18 protein-coding genes are annotated in these 20,704 nt (G+C 59.9%); 7 read left to right on the top strand and 11 right to left on the bottom strand.

Features of this window, described 5'->3' with window-relative positions:
* Nucleotides 1–162: 162 nt before the first annotated feature.
* The 8 genes from PH552_RS31195 to PH552_RS31230 form a co-directional block, all read right to left on the bottom strand.
* The gene (locus tag PH552_RS31195) at nt 163–906 is read right to left on the bottom strand and encodes a FadR/GntR family transcriptional regulator (RefSeq protein WP_285166549.1); all 744 of its coding nucleotides are present in this window, start codon (nt 904–906) and stop codon (nt 163–165) included.
* 335 nt (nt 907–1,241) lie between these two features.
* Nucleotides 1,242–2,066: a transporter substrate-binding domain-containing protein gene (locus tag PH552_RS31200; RefSeq protein ID WP_483315518.1), complete on the bottom strand. Its 825-nt coding sequence runs from the start codon at nt 2,064–2,066 to the stop codon at nt 1,242–1,244.
* A gap of 67 nt (nt 2,067–2,133) precedes the next feature.
* Nucleotides 2,134–2,901 (bottom strand): ABC transporter ATP-binding protein, encoded by a 768-nt coding sequence (locus tag PH552_RS31205; protein WP_285166553.1) that lies wholly within the window; start codon nt 2,899–2,901, stop codon nt 2,134–2,136.
* On the bottom strand, nt 2,898–3,638 hold the full coding sequence (locus tag PH552_RS31210; protein ID WP_285166555.1) for an ABC transporter permease: 741 nt from the start codon (nt 3,636–3,638) through the stop codon (nt 2,898–2,900). The genes PH552_RS31205 and PH552_RS31210 overlap by 4 nt, the downstream gene beginning before the upstream one ends.
* Nucleotides 3,638–4,357, bottom strand: coding sequence for an ABC transporter permease (locus tag PH552_RS31215; protein WP_285166556.1), 720 nt, complete (start codon nt 4,355–4,357; stop codon nt 3,638–3,640). Before PH552_RS31215 ends, PH552_RS31210 begins: the two co-directional genes overlap by 1 nt.
* Nucleotides 4,358–4,437: 80 nt before the next feature.
* On the bottom strand, nt 4,438–5,292 hold the full coding sequence (locus tag PH552_RS31220) for a transporter substrate-binding domain-containing protein (RefSeq protein WP_113251012.1): 855 nt from the start codon (nt 5,290–5,292) through the stop codon (nt 4,438–4,440).
* A 59-nt stretch (nt 5,293–5,351) separates the two neighbouring features.
* Complete coding sequence (locus PH552_RS31225) at nt 5,352–7,028, bottom strand: M28 family peptidase (protein WP_285166558.1); 1,677 nt, start codon at nt 7,026–7,028, stop codon at nt 5,352–5,354.
* Nucleotides 7,021–8,445 (bottom strand): M20 family metallopeptidase, encoded by a 1,425-nt coding sequence (locus PH552_RS31230; RefSeq protein ID WP_113251014.1) that lies wholly within the window; start codon nt 8,443–8,445, stop codon nt 7,021–7,023. The genes PH552_RS31225 and PH552_RS31230 overlap by 8 nt, the downstream gene beginning before the upstream one ends.
* Nucleotides 8,446–8,623: 178 nt before the next feature.
* Here PH552_RS31230 and PH552_RS31235 point away from each other — a divergent pair, with 178 nt between their 5' ends.
* Nucleotides 8,624–9,265, top strand: coding sequence for a GntR family transcriptional regulator (locus PH552_RS31235; protein ID WP_112340227.1), 642 nt, complete (start codon nt 8,624–8,626; stop codon nt 9,263–9,265).
* Between the two features lie 30 nt (nt 9,266–9,295).
* Here the strand turns inward: PH552_RS31235 and PH552_RS31240 are convergent, their stop codons facing one another.
* Nucleotides 9,296–10,321: a LacI family DNA-binding transcriptional regulator gene (locus PH552_RS31240; RefSeq protein WP_285166560.1), complete on the bottom strand. Its 1,026-nt coding sequence runs from the start codon at nt 10,319–10,321 to the stop codon at nt 9,296–9,298.
* A gap of 154 nt (nt 10,322–10,475) precedes the next feature.
* On the opposite strand from PH552_RS31240, the gene PH552_RS31245 reads away from it, so the two are divergent.
* The 4 genes from PH552_RS31245 to PH552_RS31260 all read left to right on the top strand — a co-directional run bounded on the left by PH552_RS31245 (nt 10,476) and on the right by PH552_RS31260 (nt 16,545).
* On the top strand, nt 10,476–13,220 hold the full coding sequence (locus PH552_RS31245; RefSeq protein WP_285166562.1) for a glycoside hydrolase family 2 protein: 2,745 nt from the start codon (nt 10,476–10,478) through the stop codon (nt 13,218–13,220).
* A 225-nt stretch (nt 13,221–13,445) separates the two neighbouring features.
* Nucleotides 13,446–14,705, top strand: coding sequence for a type 2 periplasmic-binding domain-containing protein (locus tag PH552_RS31250; RefSeq protein WP_113251018.1), 1,260 nt, complete (start codon nt 13,446–13,448; stop codon nt 14,703–14,705).
* 68 nt (nt 14,706–14,773) lie between these two features.
* Nucleotides 14,774–15,667, top strand: a complete 894-nt coding sequence (locus PH552_RS31255; RefSeq protein ID WP_112340223.1) for a carbohydrate ABC transporter permease — start codon at nt 14,774–14,776, stop codon at nt 15,665–15,667.
* A complete protein-coding gene (locus tag PH552_RS31260; RefSeq protein ID WP_285166564.1) occupies nt 15,664–16,545 on the top strand; it encodes a carbohydrate ABC transporter permease in 882 nt (293 codons plus the stop codon). The genes PH552_RS31255 and PH552_RS31260 overlap by 4 nt, the downstream gene beginning before the upstream one ends.
* A 104-nt stretch (nt 16,546–16,649) precedes the next feature.
* Here the strand turns inward: PH552_RS31260 and PH552_RS31265 are convergent, their stop codons facing one another.
* Nucleotides 16,650–17,108: a DUF3237 domain-containing protein gene (locus PH552_RS31265; protein ID WP_113251021.1), complete on the bottom strand. Its 459-nt coding sequence runs from the start codon at nt 17,106–17,108 to the stop codon at nt 16,650–16,652.
* A 106-nt stretch (nt 17,109–17,214) separates the two neighbouring features.
* On the opposite strand from PH552_RS31265, the gene PH552_RS31270 reads away from it, so the two are divergent.
* Nucleotides 17,215–18,072, top strand: coding sequence for a LysR family transcriptional regulator (locus PH552_RS31270; RefSeq protein WP_113251022.1), 858 nt, complete (start codon nt 17,215–17,217; stop codon nt 18,070–18,072).
* Between the two features lie 74 nt (nt 18,073–18,146).
* Here PH552_RS31270 and PH552_RS31275 read toward each other — a convergent pair whose 3' ends face one another.
* Complete coding sequence (locus tag PH552_RS31275) at nt 18,147–18,545, bottom strand: DUF1236 domain-containing protein (protein ID WP_113251023.1); 399 nt, start codon at nt 18,543–18,545, stop codon at nt 18,147–18,149.
* Nucleotides 18,546–19,192: 647 nt separating this feature from the next.
* Between PH552_RS31275 and PH552_RS31280 the strand changes: the two genes are divergently transcribed.
* Nucleotides 19,193–20,677 (top strand): lipopolysaccharide biosynthesis protein, encoded by a 1,485-nt coding sequence (locus PH552_RS31280; RefSeq protein WP_113251024.1) that lies wholly within the window; start codon nt 19,193–19,195, stop codon nt 20,675–20,677.
* Nucleotides 20,678–20,704: the final 27 nt, after the last annotated feature.

The raw sequence follows: 20,704 nt of genomic DNA on the forward strand, positions 1-20,704 counted from the left end.
CCTCCCAGAACCTTTGACTTCCTTGACTTGCGATCACCCCTCCTCCGAGGCACCAACCGCCAGAACGCATCAATCCGACTTCGACATTCTATCCCCGGGCGACGACCGGTATCTTTATCTCCCTCACGTGCATCTCAGACAGACCTTCTCATGCTGGTCAGATCAGACCGGATTGCCGCTCGCCAATTGAACCTTGGTCGTGTCGTAAATACGTGTCAGATGATGCTCGAACGCCGCAACGACGGCGTCTCGATCATGGCGAGCGAGCGCTTCAAAGATCGCTAGATGATCGCTGTAGCTCGCCTCGATGGCACCCGGTTTGGCCATGGCGTGGCGGCGGTAATTCATCATGTAGGTGTACAAATCGGTGACGAAGGCCGCAAGCAGCGGGTTTCCGCAGGCCCGATAGATGGCGACGTGGAATTCGCGGTCGCAGATCAGGAAACGCATCGCGTCATTGCCCCCGAGACGCTGCGCCTCCAGCAGGACCTGCAGCTTTGCCAGGGTGACGTCATCGATGCGCTCGGCGGCGTCGCCGACAACCTTGAGTTCGATATGAAGACGGGCAGCGTGGACGGATTCCAGATCGTAGCCGTCAATTGAATTGGAAGAGGCGATCGTCACGGTAATGTGGCTGAGATCGACCTCGCAGACGCGACTGCGGCTGCCATGCGAAACCTCGATAATGCCCTGCGCGGCAAGCGCCTGAATAGCACCACGCACCGTTTCGCGACTGACATGAAGAACATTGGCCAATTCGCGCTCGCCCGGTAGCTCGTCGCCCGGCCGCAACATATTGGTGGCGATCAGGACCATCAGCTTCTCGGCGATGACGTCACGCGCCGTCCGGCGGGCGAGGCTCCGCGCGATATTCGGTACCTCGGTCAAGATCGGACTTCCGTCCATCGCGCCCCCCGGTCTACTGGTTGGTCCAGCAGATCAGTTAATTAAAGATCGTTGCGGAAATCCGTCAAGACAATTTCGTTGTCATAACCAACTTGATACCAACCATAAAGGGAACGAGGAACGGCCTATGCCCTTCACGGCAGAAATGGCTAGCAGCCGCCGAGAGATCCCTGCCGCAATGATTTTTCGAGGTGCCCCTTACCAACTATGAAGCCCGGCGGCTAGGCCGGGCTTGGAACCGTTCGATTGCGTCGGAAGCTGCTGCACCCAACCTGGCTGCACTCAACTTCAATAAACCCGCAAATCCGCGCGGGATCATCGATTACAATCGCGTTTCACTTCGGCGTAACATCAAAGCCGAACCACTTCTGGGACAGCTTGGCGATCGTGCCGTCCGCCTTGGCTGCGGCGATCGCATCGTTAAACATGGTTTTCAACTCCGTATCGTCCTTGCGCAGACCGACGGAACTGCCTCTTCCGAGCATGCCCCCCTGGAAACGCGGGCCGGCGACGATCATGTCCTCGTTGCCCGGCTTTGCCGCCGCGGTCGAAAGATAAGCCATGGATGCCATGACGAGGTCGACGCGGCCGGCCTTCAGATCGAGATCGTGCTGTTCGGTCGTCTTGTATTCACGGATATCGGCGACGCCCTTCAGGTATTTATCGAGGAAGGTCGCAGCGATCGATGCGGTCTGCACGCCGATCGTCTTGCCCTTGAGCAAGGGTTCAAGCTCTTTCACCGCCTTGGCGGCGCCGGCCTCATCCGTTGCCAGCGAAAAGACTTCGCCCTTCAAAGGCAGGTTGGCAAGCGGAGAGTCTTTCAATGCCGCAAAAGTCTGCCCCGTCGTGCCGTAGGAATCGCTGAAGGCAATGACTTCCTCGCGCTTGGCAGTCGCCGACATGCCGGAAATGATCGCATCGAACTTGCCGGCATTCAGCGCCGGGATCATGCCGTCAAATGGCTGGATCACGGTCGTGCATTCGACCTTCATATGGGCGCAGAAATATTTGATCAGCTCGATTTCGTAGCCGTCGAGGCTGCCATCGGCCTTGGTAAAGTTCCATGGACGAAACGCGCCTTCGGTCGCGATCGTCACATGTGTCCATTTCTTCTCGTCGGCGCGTACGGCGGTCGAAACGGCAAAGGTGGCGATCATCATGAACGCCGTCAGAATTGCAGTCAGGTATTTCATGCTCGAGTTCCCCTTCTTGATTGAGCGTGGTGCGTTATTGGCTGATGAACTGGCGGAAGCGCTCCGATCGCGAGTTCGAAAAGACGTCCTGGGGCTTGCCGTCTTCTTCGACGACGCCCTTGTGCAGGAAGATGACGCGGCTGGAGACATCGCGCGCAAAACCCATCTCATGTGTGACGACCAGCATCGTGCGCCCCTCCTCGGCAAGCGAGCGCATGACGCGCAGCACTTCGCCGACAAGCTCGGGGTCGAGCGCGGACGTCGGCTCGTCGAACAACATCACCTTCGGATGCATGGCGAGAGCGCGCGCAATGGCGGCACGCTGCTGCTGGCCTCCGGAAAGGTGGGCGGGATAGAAATTGCGCTTGTCGGCAATGCCGACCTTGGCGAGCAGCGCCTCGGCCTCCTCGATGCATTCGGCGCGCGAGCGGCGCTGAACATGGATCGGCGCCTCGATCAGGTTTTCGAGGATCGTCTTGTGAGACCAGAGATTGAAGCTCTGGAACACCATTCCGAGCTGCGAGCGGATCCGGTCGACCTGCTTTCCATCCGCCGCACGGTGCACGCCGCGGGCATTGCGCTGCATACGGATCGTTTCGCCGGCAACGGTCACCTCACCGGAATCCGGCGTCTCCAGCAGATTGATGCAGCGCAGGAAGGTCGACTTTCCTGAACCGGACGAGCCGAGAATGGAAACGACATCGCCTTCCATTGCATCCAGGGAAATGCCCTTGAGAACCTCGACAGGCCCGAAGCTCTTGTGCATGTCGCGCACGCTGAGTGCGATGGGCGTGGCCGTCATTGTGGTTCTCCTGCAGGGGTCGCCGTTGCGGCACTCTCTTGGGTGACGGCAAGAGGAGCGCGCGAATGCGGGCTCAGCCTGTATTCGGCAAATTGAATGAGACGCGTCAGCACGAAATTGATGGCAAGATAGATCGCCCCGGACACCACGAAGACCTCGATTGCCCTATAGGTCTCCGAGATGATCTTGGCGGCAACGCCCGTCACCTCCATCAGCGTGATGATCGAGGCAAGCGACGTCGCCTTGACCATCGATATCATTTCGTTGCCATAGCCGGGCAAGGCCTGGCGGATCGCCAAGGGCAGCACGATGCGGCGAAACATCAGGAAGCGATGCATGCCGCAAGCGCGGGCAGCCTCGATCTGACCATACGGTACGGAGAGCAGGCCGCCGCGAATGATTTCGCTGGCATAGGCCGCGGTATTCAAGGTCAGCGCCAGAACCGCGCACCAGTAGGGATCACGCAGGAACGGCCAGAAAATGCTGTGCCGTATGGCCGGAAACTGGCCGAGGCCGTAATAGATGAGAAATATCTGCACCAACAACGGCGTGCCGCGGAAGATAAAGACATAAAGCCGCGCGAACCAATCCAGCACGGCGACGCCAGAGAGACGGGCAAGCGCCAGCAGCAGCGCCAGAATGGCGCCGAGGCAGATCGACGTCACGGCAAGTTCGATCGTCAGCGCGATTGCAGCGATCAGGCTCAGGAATGTTTCTGCGAGAAACTGCCAATCCATCAACGCCTCCTCACGCCGCGCGACAGGCGCCGCTCGGCCTGCCGGATGATGAGGCTCGAAAGGGTCGAGATCATCAGATAGATCGCGCCGGCGATCAGGTAGAAATCGAATGGAAGCCCGGTGGATCCAGCTCCGACCTGGGCCTGACGCAGCAGTTCGGCGACACCGGTGATCGACACCAGTGCCGACTCCTTCAAGACGACCTGCCAGACATTGCCGAGACCGGGAAGCGCATGACGCAGGGTCAACGGCGCAGTGATCCGCCGCAGGCGAAGCCAGCGCGGCATGCCGCAAGCAATGGCAGCCTCGATCTCGCCTGGGTGTACCGCCTTGAACCCGCCTCGCAGCACTTCCGTAAACTGGGCACCGGATGTGACGCCCACGGCCAGCGAACCGGCAAGAAAACCCGGAAAGCCGAGGAAGCCTTCCGCGCCGAAAAGCTTGCCGATCGCCGTGACCGCGGCACTGCCACCGAAATAGAAGAGATAGATGACCAGCAGATCGGGAATGCCACGCAGCACCGTCGTATAGGCATCGGCCGTGGCGCGAGCGAAACCGTTGCCGGCGATCTTGGCCCATGCCCCGATCGTGCCGATGCAGGCCCCAACGGCATAACCGGCTATGGCAACCAGAATGGTCATCCACGCTCCGGCCAGAAGAGCATGCCCCCAGCCTTCCGGACCGAAGCCAGCAAGCTCAAATAAACTTGGCTGGTTCATGATACAGCCCCGGGAGAGCGGACTTTTGCGGCAAGTAACATTGTCTAGCCTCGACTAAGGGTGACGCGGACAAAGAGCGCTCAATTGGTGTCGAAGGTCGGCGTCAGGTCGATCTTGCTCCATTTCTCGGAGAGCTGTTTGATCGTGCCATCCTTGGCCGCCTGCTTGATGGCATCATCGAATTTAGCCTTCAGATCGATCTCGCCCTTGCGCATGCCGAGCGCGACTTCGGTTGCCAGCATCGCGCCCTTCACCAATGGGCCGGACATCATCAGGTCGTCATTGCCAGGCTTGCCGAGTACGGAGGTTTCGTAAACACCGCTGTCGAAACCGGCATCGATTCGCCCGGCCTTCAGATCGAGGTCACGTTCGCCGGAATTCTTGTAGGCGCGCACGCTGACATCGGATCCGAAATAAGCGTTGATCAATTGCTCCTGGCTGGTCGACTGGACCACACCGACGGTCTTTCCCTTGAGAGCCTTGCCGATTTCACCCATCACCGGGTCGGCCTTGGCCTTATCGTTCAGATTCAGCCGTTCGCCGGTCATCGGCAGGGAAGCGACCGGCCCATCCTTCACAAGCAGGAAGCTCGCAACGCCGCTTGCATAGGGCACGGTGAAATCGACCACCTGCTTGCGCTTCTCGTTGATGCCGAGCGTCATCACCAGATCGAACTTGCCGGCATTGAGGCTCGGGATCATCGCATTCCATTCGCCGGCAATCAGTTCGCAATCGACCTTGGCGCGCTTGCAGAGGTCATTGATGAGATCGACGTCGAAGCCGGCCAGCTTGCCGCTGGAATCCATGAGGTTCCAGGGCGGAAAAGAGCCTTCGATGCCGACCTTGACATGCGTCCAGTCCTTGGCGCCGGCCGCAAGCGGAGCCAGGAAGGCAATGGCGCCGAACATAGCAGCAAACAGGTTTCTATTCTTCATTTTCAGTTCCCTCTTTTCGGCCTCGAGGTGCCGTTTGTTTAGTTTGAGATATGACTGCGTCAGCCCTCCAGGCCCGCACGCAATGCTGCATTGGCTTGCCTCAACGCATGGGCGGCGCGATTCCTCACCTGACGGGCATGGACGGCGTAGAAAGCTGTCTCCGGCGATGCCGCGGGTAGGGCTGCCAGCGCTCGTAGCCCCTCCAGCGACGGCCAGGCGGGGTGCGGTAGGGCGGAATCATGATGGAAGCGCTCGCCGCTCGTATAGTTGAGCGGCACGAGATGGCGGCTTGCGCGCATGAGCGCGGCATTGATGCGAGCTGCGTTGGCGGCGGACAGGTCCTTCGCCTCCAATATGACTTTCGCGTTGGTGCGTAACTCGTCGATTGCGTTTGCAAGAACCGAAATATCGATGCGACCGGCGAGCTCCGTCTGCAATTGGGCGACCTGCTTGCCAAGAGCATCCGCATAAACGGTATAGTCCAACGGCAGGATCGGCGAGGTCAGCAGGCGCCAAAGTATCTGAAGCACGATCTGTGTATCCCGTCGGAGATTGTCGGGATCGATATGTTCCGCCGTGTCATGCGGGGTGTGCCACCACCAGCCGAGCGCCGTCAGCATTTTGACGGGACCGGGCGGCTGATGGCTGAGGCTTCCGAACATCGAGGGGATGCCGACACCCCAGAAGGATTGATCCGCGGCTCTGCCGTGACGTCTGCCGGCATGCTTTTGCCCGGTCAGCCGCTCGATTACCTCCGCGGCCAGTGGCTTCAACTCGTCGATGACACCGGAATTGGTGAGAACGGTCGCCCCCTCGCCGCCGGTGGAATCGACATTGACGTGCGCCGCGCACCGGCGATCGAGCTCGTCGAAATATTCGTCGGCATACCAGGCAGAACCGGAGTAGCGTCCGTGCGAATGACCGGACCAAAAGCAGATGCGCAGGCCGCGCTGCCAATCACTTGCCTGAAGGGCAAGCAGGCGGGCCGCCTCCAGCATGGTCGCGTTGGCGCCGCCATTGTCCATGACACCGAAATGCCAGGTGTCGTGATGGCCTGAAAACAGCACGAATGGCTCGTCCTCACCTGCCGGCTGGAGCTCGGCAACAAGGAGCGGCGTCTTGCGCCATCCGGTGTCGACCTCTGCCGTCAGCGTTGCCTGCACCTTTTCGCCGCGCGCAAGCCGTTCGCGCAGGCGCATGCCATCGTCCCTGGCAATGGTGCAGATGACAGTCTTCGGGAGTTGGGCCTGCGTATGTTGCGACGGGCTGCCCCAGACCGGCGACACGCACATCTCGTAAAGGTGTTCGTTTGGACTTACATGAAGCTGGCCGAGCGCGCCGGCCGCACTTGCGAGCGCGGCAACTTCTTCGGTGGCAATTCCGTCGACCAGAACGATCTTGCCGGCGCCGTCCTTGCCGACGAAATCGGCTTCCGTCCCTTCGCCGACATAGGCGAGGTCACCGCTTATACCTTCTGCCCCGCTCGAAACCGACATCGAATGAGTGATGCAGCGAAGACTTTCGCCGTCGATCTCGACCTTTGCCGTGCCGGGCAGACTGATGAAAGCATCGTGCGACAGCAGCCGTGTGCGATACCCGTAGCTGTCCATCTGCGCCTGAAGGTAATGGAAGCTCTCAAGCTCCTCCGGCGTTCCCGACAACTTCACCCGGCGGGCAAATTCGCGGATATGCGCCATCAGCTGTTCACGATTCGGCTGCAGGGCCACGTCAGGCATGGACCTTCTCCGGCAGCGGCGGCTCGACATCATCGGGGATCGGGTTGACGAAAGGCGTTCCTGCAAGGCGTGCCTTGTGATCCGCCTTGGCGGCTTCGATCAACTGAGGACTACGGATGAGATCTGCGGCCGTGCTGGCCATTACCTTGGCGGCATGCTCGGTTCCCTTATGAGCAGCCGGCAGCTTGCCTTGGGCGACCAGTTGCCAGGAATGGCCGGGCGTGCCGATGGCATAGGTCGCGCCGCGCATCTGCACTGTTGGCACCACCCAGCTGACGGTTCCGACATCGGTGGAGCCAACCAGCGTGCCATCGCCGGCGTTCAGCGGGAAAATCTCCTCGCAAAGCGGCTGATCCCTCCTCGGTCTCAGCGCGAAACGGCCATAGGAGGCTGCGATATCCTCTGCGTTGAAGGTCTGCTGGAACTTGCGGGCCATTTCCCGGTCCGCATCATCGAACCGTGGGGGTCCAAGCCGCTGCAGATGGGAGAACATGCATTCTTCGAGCGGCGTGTTGCCGACGAGATTGGCGTCGCCGCTGATGATCTCGCTGCGCACGGTCGTCTCGGTCATCAGGGCCGCACCTTCGGCGACCTTCTTGACGCGGGCGACCAGGGACAGGAGTTCCGGCAAGGTTCTCGCGCGGACGAGATAGCGCACCGTGGCGCGTGCCTGCACGACGTTGGGCGCCGCACCACCCGCATCGGTGATGGCATAATGGATGCGTGCGGTCGAAGGCATATGCTCGCGCATGTAGTTGACGCCGACATTCATCAGCTCCACCGCATCGAGGGCGCTGCGGCCGAGATGAGGCGTGGCGGAGGCATGCGAGGCGCGGCCTGAAAAATGGAAGTTGATTTCGTTGCAGGCAAGCGAGATGGGATTGTTGACACCGGCAAAGGCTGCCGGATGCCAGGAGATCGCGATATCGACATCGTCGAAAACGCCGGCCCGAACCATGAAGCCTTTCGAAGAACCGCCCTCCTCGGCGGGACATCCATAATAGCGCACCCGTCCCTTCAGGCCGTTCTCCGCAAGAAAATCCTTGACGGCAGCGGCAGCGAGCATCGATCCGGCACCGAGCATATTGTGACCGCAGCCATGACCGTTGCCGCCGTCGACCAGCGGCCGCTCCTCGGCAATCCCCGCCTCTTGGCTAAGCCCCGGCAGGGCATCGAACTCGCCGAGGATCGCGATCACCGGACCGCCTTCGCCCGCTTCTCCCATGACTGCCGTCGGCAAGCCGGCAATGCCGCGCTCGACGCGAAAACCTTCAGTTTCCAGCAGGCGTGCATGCTCTTCGGCGGATTGGTACTCCAGGTAGTTCGTCTCCGGAATGTCCCAGATCCGGTCGCTCAGCTCGAGGAAGGCCGCTCGTTTTTTTTCGACAATGTCCCAGATCGCATCGGAGTTTTGCATGGATTTACAAGCCGCCTCATATAATGGTATCCAAATTGGCGCCAATTTATGCGCCAATTGAAATGACTGCGCAAGAGATAAGCATGAATATTTTTTCAGCACCGATAATCGGGCTCGTTGTGAGCCAAGGGAGAGCTATGATACTCGTCGCCGAAAACGGAAGGCTGGGGAGAACTGCATGAATTCGCTGGAAGCCGGAGCGGCAGCGCAAGCACAAGAGCCGCAAACGCCCGATGTGACTGAACTCATTCTCCAGGATATTCTTGCCGGCCGCCTCCCGCCCGGAACCTGGCTGAAGCAGATCGACCTCGAACGGCGATACAGCTGTACGCGACCCGAGGTCCGCCGGGCGCTAGACCGGCTGGTGCAGAAGCGACTGGTGGAGCATATTCCCAATCGTGGCTATCACGTTCATGAGCAGGATGGACGCCGCGCTCAGGAGGTCAGCGACATTCGTGTCATTCTCGAAGTCGCCGTCAGCGACCGTATCGTTGCGAAGGCGAGCGCGGCAGATATCGCGAATTTGCGGGTTCTTGCTTCACGCTTCGACGATCTGGTGCTGAACGGTACCATGCTTGAACTTTACGAAGCCAATCTCGCCTTTCATCGCGATTTGCTTGCAATCGCCGGCAATCAGGAGCTCGTGGAGCTGATCACGGAAATTCGGCAGCGAACGTCGTCCGCCCCTGTGTCGCAATGGCGAACGCGCGCGCGCATCGAGCAATCCGGCCACGAACATCAGCAGATGGTTGATGCGATAGAGAAAGGTGATGTCGGTCATCTGATGGAACTGACGCGCAGGCACATTCTTCAGGCCTGATCGGCTATCAACTAAGGCTGCAATTCGGTCTTAAGGCGGTGGACCGATGGACTTGCGTATAACCAATTGGCATTCCATCTTCAGGCGCACCGGCGACTTCTTCGGCTGCGCCACCTTTTCCAGGAGCTCAGTCACCGCCCATCGCCCCATGTCCATGTGCGGTAGCTTCAACGTCGTGAGTGGGGGCAGGATTTTTCGGGCAAGGCTTTCATCGTCGAATCCGACGACGGAAATATCGTCGGGGATTCTCAGGCCGCGCATCCTGATCGCGTCATAGGCACCCATTGCCACCCTGTCTGAAAAGCAGAACACCGCGGTCGGCGGCGACGGCAGGTCGAGCAATTGCAGCATCTTCTCTCGACCGAGATCGAGCGACCAGGCCTCCGAGAGGATCAACTCCGGATCGACGGCGATATCGTAAGTCGTCAGTGCCTGGCGATAGCCGCTGAGGCGATCCCGCGCCGCTTCCAACCGCTGCCTGCCTGCATCGATCATGGCTATGCGGCGATGTCCGGCCTTGATCAACGCCTCCGTGGCCGCGAAACCGCCGGCATGATCGCCCGGAATGATGGACGAGAATTCAGCTCGCTGCTGGTGGCAGTTCAAAAGCACGGTCGGATAGTTGCCGAGCTTGGACGGCAGCACGGGGGCGAGCTGAGTAATCAACGTGGCATAGATCACGCCGACGATCTGGCGCCGCCCAAGATAGTCAAGAATGGATTCCGCGAATTCGACCTGTCCGCCGGTGACGACGGTGAGTGCCGCCAGACCCTGCTCCTCCGCTGCGACCCGCACGCCTTCTATCAGCGGCGCGGCATGCTGCGAGGCCATGAGATCGTCGATCAGTAGAACGATGATTCCGCCGATCGGGTCATTGGCCGGCACGGTCTTGTGATAGCCAAGTTCCCCGGCAACCGCCAGCACACGCTCGCGTACCTTCTCCGACACCCGCCTGCCGGGCACCTCGTTCAGCACCAGCGAAACCGTCGCATGGGAAACGCCGACCCGCGAGGCGATATCGGACATGGTCGGTCGTTTCGTCGTTTGGTCGTTCACTCAGTTTCTTTCTCGGATTCAGGGCGGCTCCATGCACGTTAGAAAATCTGACGGGCGATGTGAAGCTGCGGCTCTTGCGGAAGTTAAGCATATAAGTTACGAAACTTTTATGTAACTTATTTTGTGACTTAATCCAACCGGAAAGCTCGCGGCTATGACCATCGCCTCCCGCCGTTTCGCCGACAGACGTTCCGGGCCGCGTGCGCGCCGGTCTCTCGACGGAAGCTGGGACTTTCATCTGGAAGGACAAACGTCGACGACGATTGCCGTGCCCGCGCCCTGGCAGGCACATTTTCCGGATCTGCGAGCCGCGGCAGGCATTGCGACCTACTCCCGGGCGTTCATGGTGCCCAAAGAATGGCGGGATCGTCAGGTCATCGTGCATTTCGGCGCCGTTAACTATTTCGCCGAAGTTTCGGTCAACGGCCACACGCTCGGTTCTCACGAAGGCGGCTATCTGCCGTTCGAATTCGTCATTCCCGGCGATCTCCTTGACGACGAAATGCGCGTGAAGGTGAAGGTTACGTTGCCGAGTGCCGACGCACAGGCTTTTCCCGACTTTCCGTTTGACGAGATCCCGCACGGTAAGCAGAGCTGGTACGGCATGCTGGGAGGCATTTGGCAGTCGGTATGGCTCGAATGCCGCTGTAAGGCTCACATCACCCACCAGGCCATTCGCGCCGATCTCGCCACGGGCGACGTCACTATCGATGTCGAGCTGGCAGCAGCCTTTACCGGCGCCTTGATGATCACGCTTCTCGACCGCAATGGTGCGGTCGCATCAGCCACCGAGCTCGCCCTTAACGGTGAGGCAAAAGCCTCCGCCACCCTCAAAGTCGCCAACGTGGAGGCATGGTCGCTCGACGATCCCGCGCTCTATCGCACCGTTGCGGAGCTGTCAGAGGGGAGCGTCATAATCGACGCAGTGGAGCAGAATTTCGGCTTTCGCACCTTCGAAGCGAAGGATGGCAAGTTCTTCCTGAACGGACAGCCCTTCTACATGCGTGGCGCATTGGATCAGGACTATTATCCCGAGGGCATCTACACGCCGCCATCGGTCGAATTCCTGGAAGATCAGGCGCGCAAGGCGAAGGAACTCGGGCTTAACCTGCTGCGCTGCCACATCAAGGTGCCCGATCCACGATACTACGATGTGGCGGATCGGTTTGGCCTGCTGGTCTGGACGGAAATCCCGAACATTCAGACCTTCACCGAGAAGTCGGCGAAGCGCCTGCTCGATACGATGGAAGGAATTCTGCGCCGTGACGGCAATCATCCCTCCATCGTGATCTGGACCATCATCAACGAGGACTGGGGAACACGCCTTGTCGAAAGCGCCGATCAGCGATCCTGGTTGGAAAAGGCCTATCACTGGCTGAAAGAGAAGGATCCGACGCGGCTCGTCGTCGACAATTCCGCCTGCATTCCCAACTTTCACGTCGTTTCCGACATCGACGACTACCATTACTATGCCTCCGTCCCGGAAATGGCGCGCGAGTGGGCCGATTGGGTTTCAGCCTTCGCCGGAAGGCCGAGCTGGTCCTATTCGCCGAACGGCGATGCCAAACGGCGTGGCGACGAGCCGCTCGTCGTTTCCGAGTTCGGCGTCTGGGGCCTGCCGCATCCCGACAAGCTCAAGCAGGACGGCAAGGAGCCGTTCTGGTTCATCAACGGTCTGGAATGGGATAGCGACGGCGCGACCTATCCGCACGGCGTCGAGCAACGCTTCCGTACCTATCAGTTCGACAAGGTCTTTCCGACCTTCGGGTCCTTCATCGAGGACACGCAGTGGCATCAGTTCAATGCGCTCAAATTCGAGATCGAGGAAATGCGCCGCCATGCCTCAATCCAGGGTTACGTCATCACCGAGCTGACCGACTTGCATTGGGAAGCCAATGGCCTGATGGACATTCAGCGCAACAGGCGTGCCTATCACAACCGCTTCCACGAGATTAATACCGATATCGTCATCGTGCCGCGCATGCAGCATTACGCGGTCTGGGCAGGCGATGCGGCAAGCATTGAACTCGAAATCTCGACCGGCGGCAAGGCGCTCCCGCCGACCGAACTGCGCTGGAGCGTCAATGGCGCGAATACCGGAAGAATCGCAATTCCGGCACTGAACGCGACGTCGTTGCATCATTTGCCAGCCCTTTCCCTGCCCTTCACGGCGGATATGGCCGGCAAACAGATCACTATCCAGTTCACGCTTATGGCGGGCGACCGGGAGATCGCGCGCAACAGCCTCGAGGTCAGCGTCTACGGTCGCCGGTCAAAGCCCACAATCTCCGTCTTCTCGGCGGAAACCGAGATCGCACAATATCTGCGCGCACTTGGCTACGAACTTGCCGATGCCGACGGGGCGGAGGTGCGGGTCGCATCCTCCCTCAGCCAAACCGATATCGATGCCATGGAGCACGGCGCCCATTATGTGTCGCTGGCCGATGCGGCACCCATTCCTTTCGGCAATCTGCGCAATGACCAGCCAAACTGGAATTATCCGACCGGCGGCGACCGCGGGCAGTCCATGCCGCAGATGCGTGTCACCGAACGCAACGGCACCATCTGGAAAGGCAATTGGGTTACAGGTTTCAGCTGGGTGAAACGTTCGGGGCCTTTCGAGCGGCTGCCAGGCGGCCCGCTGACAGACCTTTCCTTCGTCAGCGTCAATCCCAACCGCGTCATCACCGGCTTCCGTCCGATCCATTTCGACGGCTTGGTCCATGCCGGCACGATGGTGGGCTGGATTCACAAACCCTGTGCGACCATTGCCGAACGACGTGTCGGTGCTGGCCGCGTTGTCGCCACCACCTTCGGTCTGATGCGCGAGCCCGCTGGTGCCGATCCCGTCGCAGCAACCTTGCTTGATTGCATCATCGAAACAGCGGCTGCCGGATAGCTCTGCGGCAGAAGCGGATCACCGCACGTCAACGAGAGGAGATGCAGGAGGTCATCGGCATCGACGTATCAGATGGACAGGTGGCGCCTGGTTACATTTGCCGCCGGCGAAACGAAAGGGTGCCATTTGAACGATCATCACGCAGCTCGTTGGCGGCGTCACAGGGCATAAGGCCACCCTTGAAGGGAGGCTTGGGAGGAAAATAGAACAGTCTGGAGGAGAGAAATGCGTAATCTGTTGAGAACATCGATCGCGGCGCTAGCCCTGGTTACCGCCTTTCCGGCATTCGCAGTCGAGAATGTCGTCTGGTGGGACTTCTTGTCCGGAGGCGACGGCGTGCGAATGAAGGCATTGATCCAGCGCTTCAACGATGAGCACAAGGACAAGATTCAGATCACGGGCACGACGCTCGAATGGGGTATTCCTTACTATACCAAACTGCAGACATCCGCTGCCGTCGGCCAAGGACCTGATATCGCGACTTATCACCTGTCGCGGCTGGCTGCCGCGGTTTCGGCCAAGACGGTCTCACCGATCGATCCGAAGGAGCTCGAGGCCGTCGGCCTGAAGGACAGCGACTATCCGCCGAACGCGATTGCAGCCTCGACGGTCGACAATGTCCGTTATGCCGTTCCTTTTGATGTCCATGGCGAGGTGCTCTATTACAACAAGAACGTGCTGAAGGACCTCGGAGCGCTCGGCAACGACGGCAAGCCCACCGGCATCGACACGCTGGAGGGTTGGCGCGCACTCTTGGCCAAGGCCAAGGAGGCAGGAAAAGATGGTGTCGTCATTGCCTCGTCAACCGGCGATTTGCGCGACATCTATACGCTGTTCGGCCAACTGGGAGGTACGCTGACAGACAATGGCAAGTTCCTGCAAGGTGACAATCTCGACAAGATGGAAAAGGCATATAGCGAGGTTGCCGATTGGGTGAAGCAAGGTTGGGCTCAGCCCTATATCGACTCCGAAACCATCACGCCGACCTTCCTCGCCGGTCAATCCGCCTTTTTCCTGAACGGCAACTGGGAGCTGCCGACCATGGAAACCGAGGTCGCCAAGGGCAACGGTTTCGATTACGGCATGATCAACATTCCGGCCTGGATGGGCAAGCCGGCCAATTGGGCAGACTCGCACTCCTTCGTCATTCCCAACAATGTCGGTGTCACCATGACGCCGGAAAAGCGCGCCGCGGTTCTCGAAGTCATCCGGTGGATGAACGTGAACTCGCTGGAATGGGCCGCCGCCGGCCATATCCCCGCCTATCTGCCCGTCAGCACCTCCGCGGCCTACAAGGCGCTCAAACCGCAATCGGATTATGCCGCCATGGCGCTCAATGCCTTCTACATGCCGAAGACGCCGCTCACCGGTGCCGCGTCCAAGTTCGACGACGACTGGCAGAACATGGTGTCCGGTCCGCTGAACGGCGAAGGCGACGTGAAGGAGACGCTTGAGAAGTTTCGTGACCACATGAATTCTCAATGAGGTTCTCCGTCAACGATCCCCAGGGGCCATACCCTCCCCTGGGGCTGGTCAACCAAGACAGGTGACAGATGGCGGCAGTCAGCAACAGGAAGCAGGACAATGTGATTGCGGCACTGCTGGTGGCTCCGGCCGTCATCACCTTTCTGCTCATCTTTGCCTATCCGACCTTTCGCATGGTGGCGATGAGCCTGACCAATGCGCCGCTGATCGGCCCCGGCGAATGGGTGGGCCTCGACAATTACATGCGCCAGCTTGCCTCGCCCCAGTTGCAAAAGGCGCTTGTGAATACGCTGTATTTCATCGTTCTGACCGTCGTTCCCGGCACGTTTCTCGCACTGTTCATCGCCATGGGCATCAACCGCTTGAGCGGGCGCACACAGATGCTGGTCCTCGCGTGCTTTTTCCTGCCCTCCATTCTGCCGGTTTCCGTCGTGACCCAGATCTGGAGCTGGATTGCAAACATGCAATACGGCGTCATCCAGAACGTCATCGGCCTGTTTACCGGCGGCAGGCCGCTGCCGGTGCTGCGTTCGCCGACCTATTTCATGCCTTCCGTCGCCGTCGTCACGATCTGGTGGACGATCGGCTTCAATATTCTTCTGTTCCTGGCTGCCCTGCGCAGCATTTCGCCCGACGTCTACGAGGCAGCCGCACTCGACAATGCCAATCGCTGGCGCGTGTTTTCGAGGATAACCTGGCCGCTGATCTGGCCGGTCACGGCACTGGTGCTGACGCTGCAGCTGATCGCGCAGTTCAAGATTTTTGCGCAGCCCTACCTGCTGGGCTATTTCGCCCGCACGCCAGCTGACGCTCAATCCGTCGTCATGAGCGTCATCTACGATCTCGCCTTCAAGCAGAACAAGGGCGGTGAAGGTGCGGCCGTCGCCACTATTCTGTTCGTCATCATCCTGATTGCCTCAGTCCTGCAATACCAGTTCCTGCGTGCACGAGGCGAAAGATGAGCGGCCGGATAAGTGATCCGGGAGCAGGCCTTGCGCCGGCAAGCCACCATGTCGCTGCCGGACGCTGGAGCGGCCGCGCGCTAACCGTGTTGACCGCGCTCGGAGCGCTGATCTGGTTCTTTCCGCTTTACTGGGCCATCGCGACATCGCTGAAATCGGACACCGAGGTGGTGAGCAAAACGCCCGGGCTTTTCCCGAAAGCGCCGACGTTGGAGCCCTATCTCTATGTGATCGAACGCTCCAGCATCATCCAATGGTATGTCAACTCCGTCGCGACATCGGCGATTGTCGCGGTTCTGGTGCTTGCGATGAGCCTTTGCTGCGCCTATGCGCTCAGCCAAATCCAGTTTCCCGGCCGCCGCCTGATTTACGGCGCGCTGATCGCCTCGGTGATGGTCCCGACTGAAGCGCTCATCATCAACCATTTCGTGCTGATGAACTCGTTCGGATTGATCAACACCTGGGGCGGCATCGTTCTGCCGCAACTGGTCGTGCCGTCGGTCATCATCATCCTGAAGCAGTTCTTCGACCAGATCCCGAAGGAATTCCGCGAAGCGGCAATGCTCGACAATGCCGGTCACTTGAGAACGCTTTGGAAGATTTATGTGCCGATGAACTGGGGTGTCATCACCGCGCTTGGCATCACCACATTCATAGCGGCATGGAACAATTTCCTATGGCCTTTCCTGGTCGCGACGTCGGATGCGACAATCACCATCCCCGTTGGTATCACGCAGGTGAAAGATGTCTTCGGCGTCCGTTTCGCCAAAGACATGGCCGCGTCGGTATTGGCGGGCCTCCCGGTCGCCATTCTCTACCTCCTCTTCCAACGGCAGATCACGCGCGCCATCATGCTTTCCGCCGGAATAAAGGGATAATAGCCGGGCGCGTGGTCTCCGATCACGCTATCTGACCGTGCCTTCCAATCGTGGCACTTCCTGCCCGAAGCGATGCGCGTGAATCAACTCGGCCGAAAGCGCGTTCAGAGAATTTCGAAAACGTCATACTCGACGCCGCCGGGGCAGCGCCCTCCCTGTGCAACCGCGACGATTTGGTTGAGCCACGCGTGCCGCGGCGCGGCAGTCTCGAAATATGGCGTAGTGCGGAGATAATATTCGGAGGCGTCGACCTTCTCACCACGAGCGAGACGCTCGTCAACGACAGGGCTGGAGCGCCTGACGCCGCGATAGGTCATCAGGATTAGGCCGCCATCGTCTGCGACGAGCAGAAGCCTTACATCCTGTTGAAACGTCCCATCGGCGCGTGCCAGCAGGAGATCGGAGCCGATAAGCGGTGAGACTTCCCCCTTCAGGCGCTCGCCCCGGAAATGCCCGCCCGAGACGGGAAACACCCGACGGCCACCCGCCGGCGTTTTGCCAAGTTCCAACGCGGGATGAAGCGTCATGAAAAGAGTGAATAAGTGCCGAGATTGCAGGGTCATGTCGGATCTCCTATTGTTGAACCGAACCCTAGCCGAAGGCGTTTCACGCCCAAAACGCTCTTTGCTTGAGATCGTCACAAGAAAAGCTAGTCAAAGAGAAAAGAGCATGCGGCCGCCGTTGGAATCCTTGCGGATATTGGAAGCCTGCGTTGCGGCCGGCAGCTTCGCCCGCGCTGCGGATCGGCTGTGCCTCACCCCTGCGGCCGTTAGCCTTCGCATCCGCACATTGGAGACCGAACTTGGTCAGCCCCTCTTCGAGCGGTTCGGCCGGCGTGTCGTCCCGACAGCCACGGCCGCCGTTCTGGCAAGCCGAATCCGCGAGGCATTGGATGGAATTGCGGGAGCCCTTGATGAATTTCAGGCGACCACGCCACCGGTGCGGTTGACGGCACCTCCGACATTCGCATCGCGCTGGCTCGCGCCGCGGCTGTCACGCTATCCCTCGGCGGGTACGCCGCCCATCGAAGTCGACGTTTCCGCCGATATCCGTGATCCCAGCGCGTTTGACGTTGCCATTCGCACGGGCCGCGGTGGCTGGGAAGGGCTCGATGAATACCGGCTTATGCCGGTTGAAGCGACGCCGATGCTGGCGCCTTCCCTCCTTCGAACGAGGCGCCTGAACGAGCCGAATGCATTGGCCGATTTCAAGCTTTTACCGCATCCGGATTGGGAAGCGTGGTTTTGGAACGCTCGATCTGAGGTGCCGCAAACTCTGCAGTTTGTCACGGTCGATTACCCCACGCACGATCTGGACGCCAACGCGGCGATCGCAGGTGTCGGGGTCGCTCTGCTATCGCCCTCCTTATATCGGCCGCTTCTGGAACAGGGACTTCTGATCGCACCATTCCCATATGTGCTCAGCGGCCCGGCCTGGCATTTTGCGCTGATGCGAACTGACGACTCCCGCCTCGCGCCCAGACAGCTTTGTGCTTGGCTTTGTGAGCAAGCGCAAGAGTTCGCCTAACACGCCCTCGGTGCCTTCGCCGAAGCCGATGTCGCGCCCAAAGGGCCTCCCCGCGGGGGAGGCCCTCGCTGCGATCAATCGAGGATTTTGACAACCTTGCGCGTCTTCGGTTGAACGATAACGCGCTCATGATTGACGACCGCATAGGCGTAAGCCGGATTTTCAGGAACCGGCGTGACGACAACGGTCTCCGGAAGCGGCTGGCCTACGACAATTCGATCCTGCACGACGGCCTCGGAAGGAGGCATCGGCTGTTCCTGTACGTAGGTGATGACCTTCTGCGGCGGCGGATCGATTGCGGTGCCGACAATGGCACCCGTCACACCGCCGACGGCGGCGCCCACGGGGCCGCCGACAACAGCGCCGGTAACCGCGCCGCCCGCAGCCCCGGTAACCGTCGACGACTGCGCGAAGGCTGAACCAGCGAGAAGACCAAAGGCGGCGGCCGCTGTCACGATAAGTTTCGTACACATAGCATTCTCCTTTGCTTATCGGCTCCGAAGAGCTGAAAGGGGAATACGATTGGACACCGGAATGTTCCGCTTTTAGGGCTGATTGCCGCCATCACAAGTTGGAACCGCATTGACAAAATTCGTGAGTGACGAGTGCGAGAAGCGCCCTGACTTGGCTTCCGCAACGGCGGTCCCCGGCTGTATCAAACCAGGTTCCAAGCCTGGCAATAGGCGATCCAATGCAGCTTGCTAAAGGACCGCTCTCAGTCGCTGCATGACATGATCGAAGGTCCCGATGGGTGTCGGGCCTGACGGCTGCGATCGATCGGGCGACCGCTGCCACGTCACAGTTGACAAGGTGTTGCGGCATCGTTGGCCAAGACCGTCAGCGCGTCAGACAAATCCAATTTCCGATGAATCGAGCGTCGCGGGCCGATGATCTGAAACTGATGCGAAAATGATCCAGAAATGATGCGAAAATGAATTGGAAGCGTTGACATGTGAAATCTTCGAACTAGTTCCCGCTGAGACGCCGGGGCGTCCTTTGCTTACAGCGACCATATGGCTCTCCCGCGCTGTTCCGATCCGCAAGGATCGGTACGGCATGGTTTATTCGTGCGGATCGCGCCTCCAGTCACCTGATTGCGTAGCGGAAACTTGGATATCGTATGACCAGTATCACTGGACGCCTCGTCAAGGGAAGCATGTGGTTGAGCCTGTCTCGGACGATCGTGAACGGGCTTGCGACACTCAGCACTTTCGTCTTGGCGCGCTATCTGGCGCCCGCCGACTTCGGCGTGGTCGCCCTGGGCATGACGATACTGATGATCGTCACGACCGTTACCGAACTTTCCCTTTCCGAAGCGCTGATCCGGCATGCGGCGCCGGACGAATCCCATTTCAGCGCTGCCTGGACCCTCAACGCTGCGCGCGGACTGGCAATCTGCATCCTGTTTGCGATCTTTGCCTATCCGGCCGCCGCCCTCTTCAACGAGCCCAGACTGACGGGCGTCATGCTGGCGCTTGGCATCAGCATGCTGATGGGCGGCCTCACAAATCCGCGCCGCATCATGCTCCAGCGCGATCTGATCTTCTGGCAGGAGTTCGTGCTTGCGGTTTCGCAGAAATTCGCCGGTTTCGTCGCCTCCGTTGCGATTGCGGTGATCTATCAAAGCTATTGGGCGCTGGTCATCGGAACCCTCATAAGCCAGGCGACGAATGTCATCGTCTCCTATCTCGTGCTGCCGTTCCGGCCCACGATCACCTTCAAGCATATGCGGGAGTTCTTTTCCTTTTCCGCCTGGCTTACAGCCGGACAGATCGTCAGCACGCTCAATTGGCGCTTCGATTATCTGCTTGTCGGTAAGATGCTCGGCGGGATTCAGCTCGGTTACTATTCCGTCGGCAGCAACCTCGCCATGATGCCGACGCGGGAAGCGACCGCACCCCTCACGCAGACGATCTATCCGGCTTTTGCCGGCATTCATAACGACCCCGGCAGGCTCGCCGCCGCGTATCAGCGCGTGCAGGCGCTGGTTGCCGCCGTAGCACTTCCCGCCGGCATCGGGGTGGCGGTGACCGCCGATCCGCTGGTCAGGCTCGCGCTGGGCGACAAATGGGCACCTGTCATCTTCATCATCCAGTCGCTTGCCTCGGTCTTTGCGCTGCAGACGCTCGGCTCGCTGGTGCAGCCGCTCGGCATGGCCAAGGGCGAGACCCGGGTGCTCTTCGTCCGCGATACCCAGATGTTCTGCCTGCGGGTGCCGATCATGATTGGCGGCCTGATGCTCTATGGCCTGCCGGGCGTCATTGCCGGCCGGGTCTTCACCGGCCTCTTCAGCACCGCCGTCAACATGATGCTCGTGCGGCGCTTCACCGGCATCACCGTTGCGAAACAATTGTCGGTGAACCTTCGGGCGCTCGCAAGCGTCGCCGTGATGGCGGCCGGCGTATCGCTGGCATCGAGCCATCTGGCGCCGACGGACGACAAGCTCTTGCTCGTGACGCATCTCGCCATGCTGATCGTGCTTGGCGGCTTGCTCTATTGCGGTTCGACTTTCCTCCTCTGGAGGTTGATGAAGCGTCCGACCGGTCCCGAAACAGAGGTCCAAACCATACTCGGCAAAGTGCTGCCGAAATTGCGCCTTGCCTGAGAACGTTCGGCCAGGCCGGCCGAGCTG

Origin of the sequence: Rhizobium aureum (assembly GCF_030182495.1) — a bacterium.
Classification (GTDB): Bacteria; Pseudomonadota; Alphaproteobacteria; order Rhizobiales; family Rhizobiaceae; genus Rhizobium; species Rhizobium tropici_C.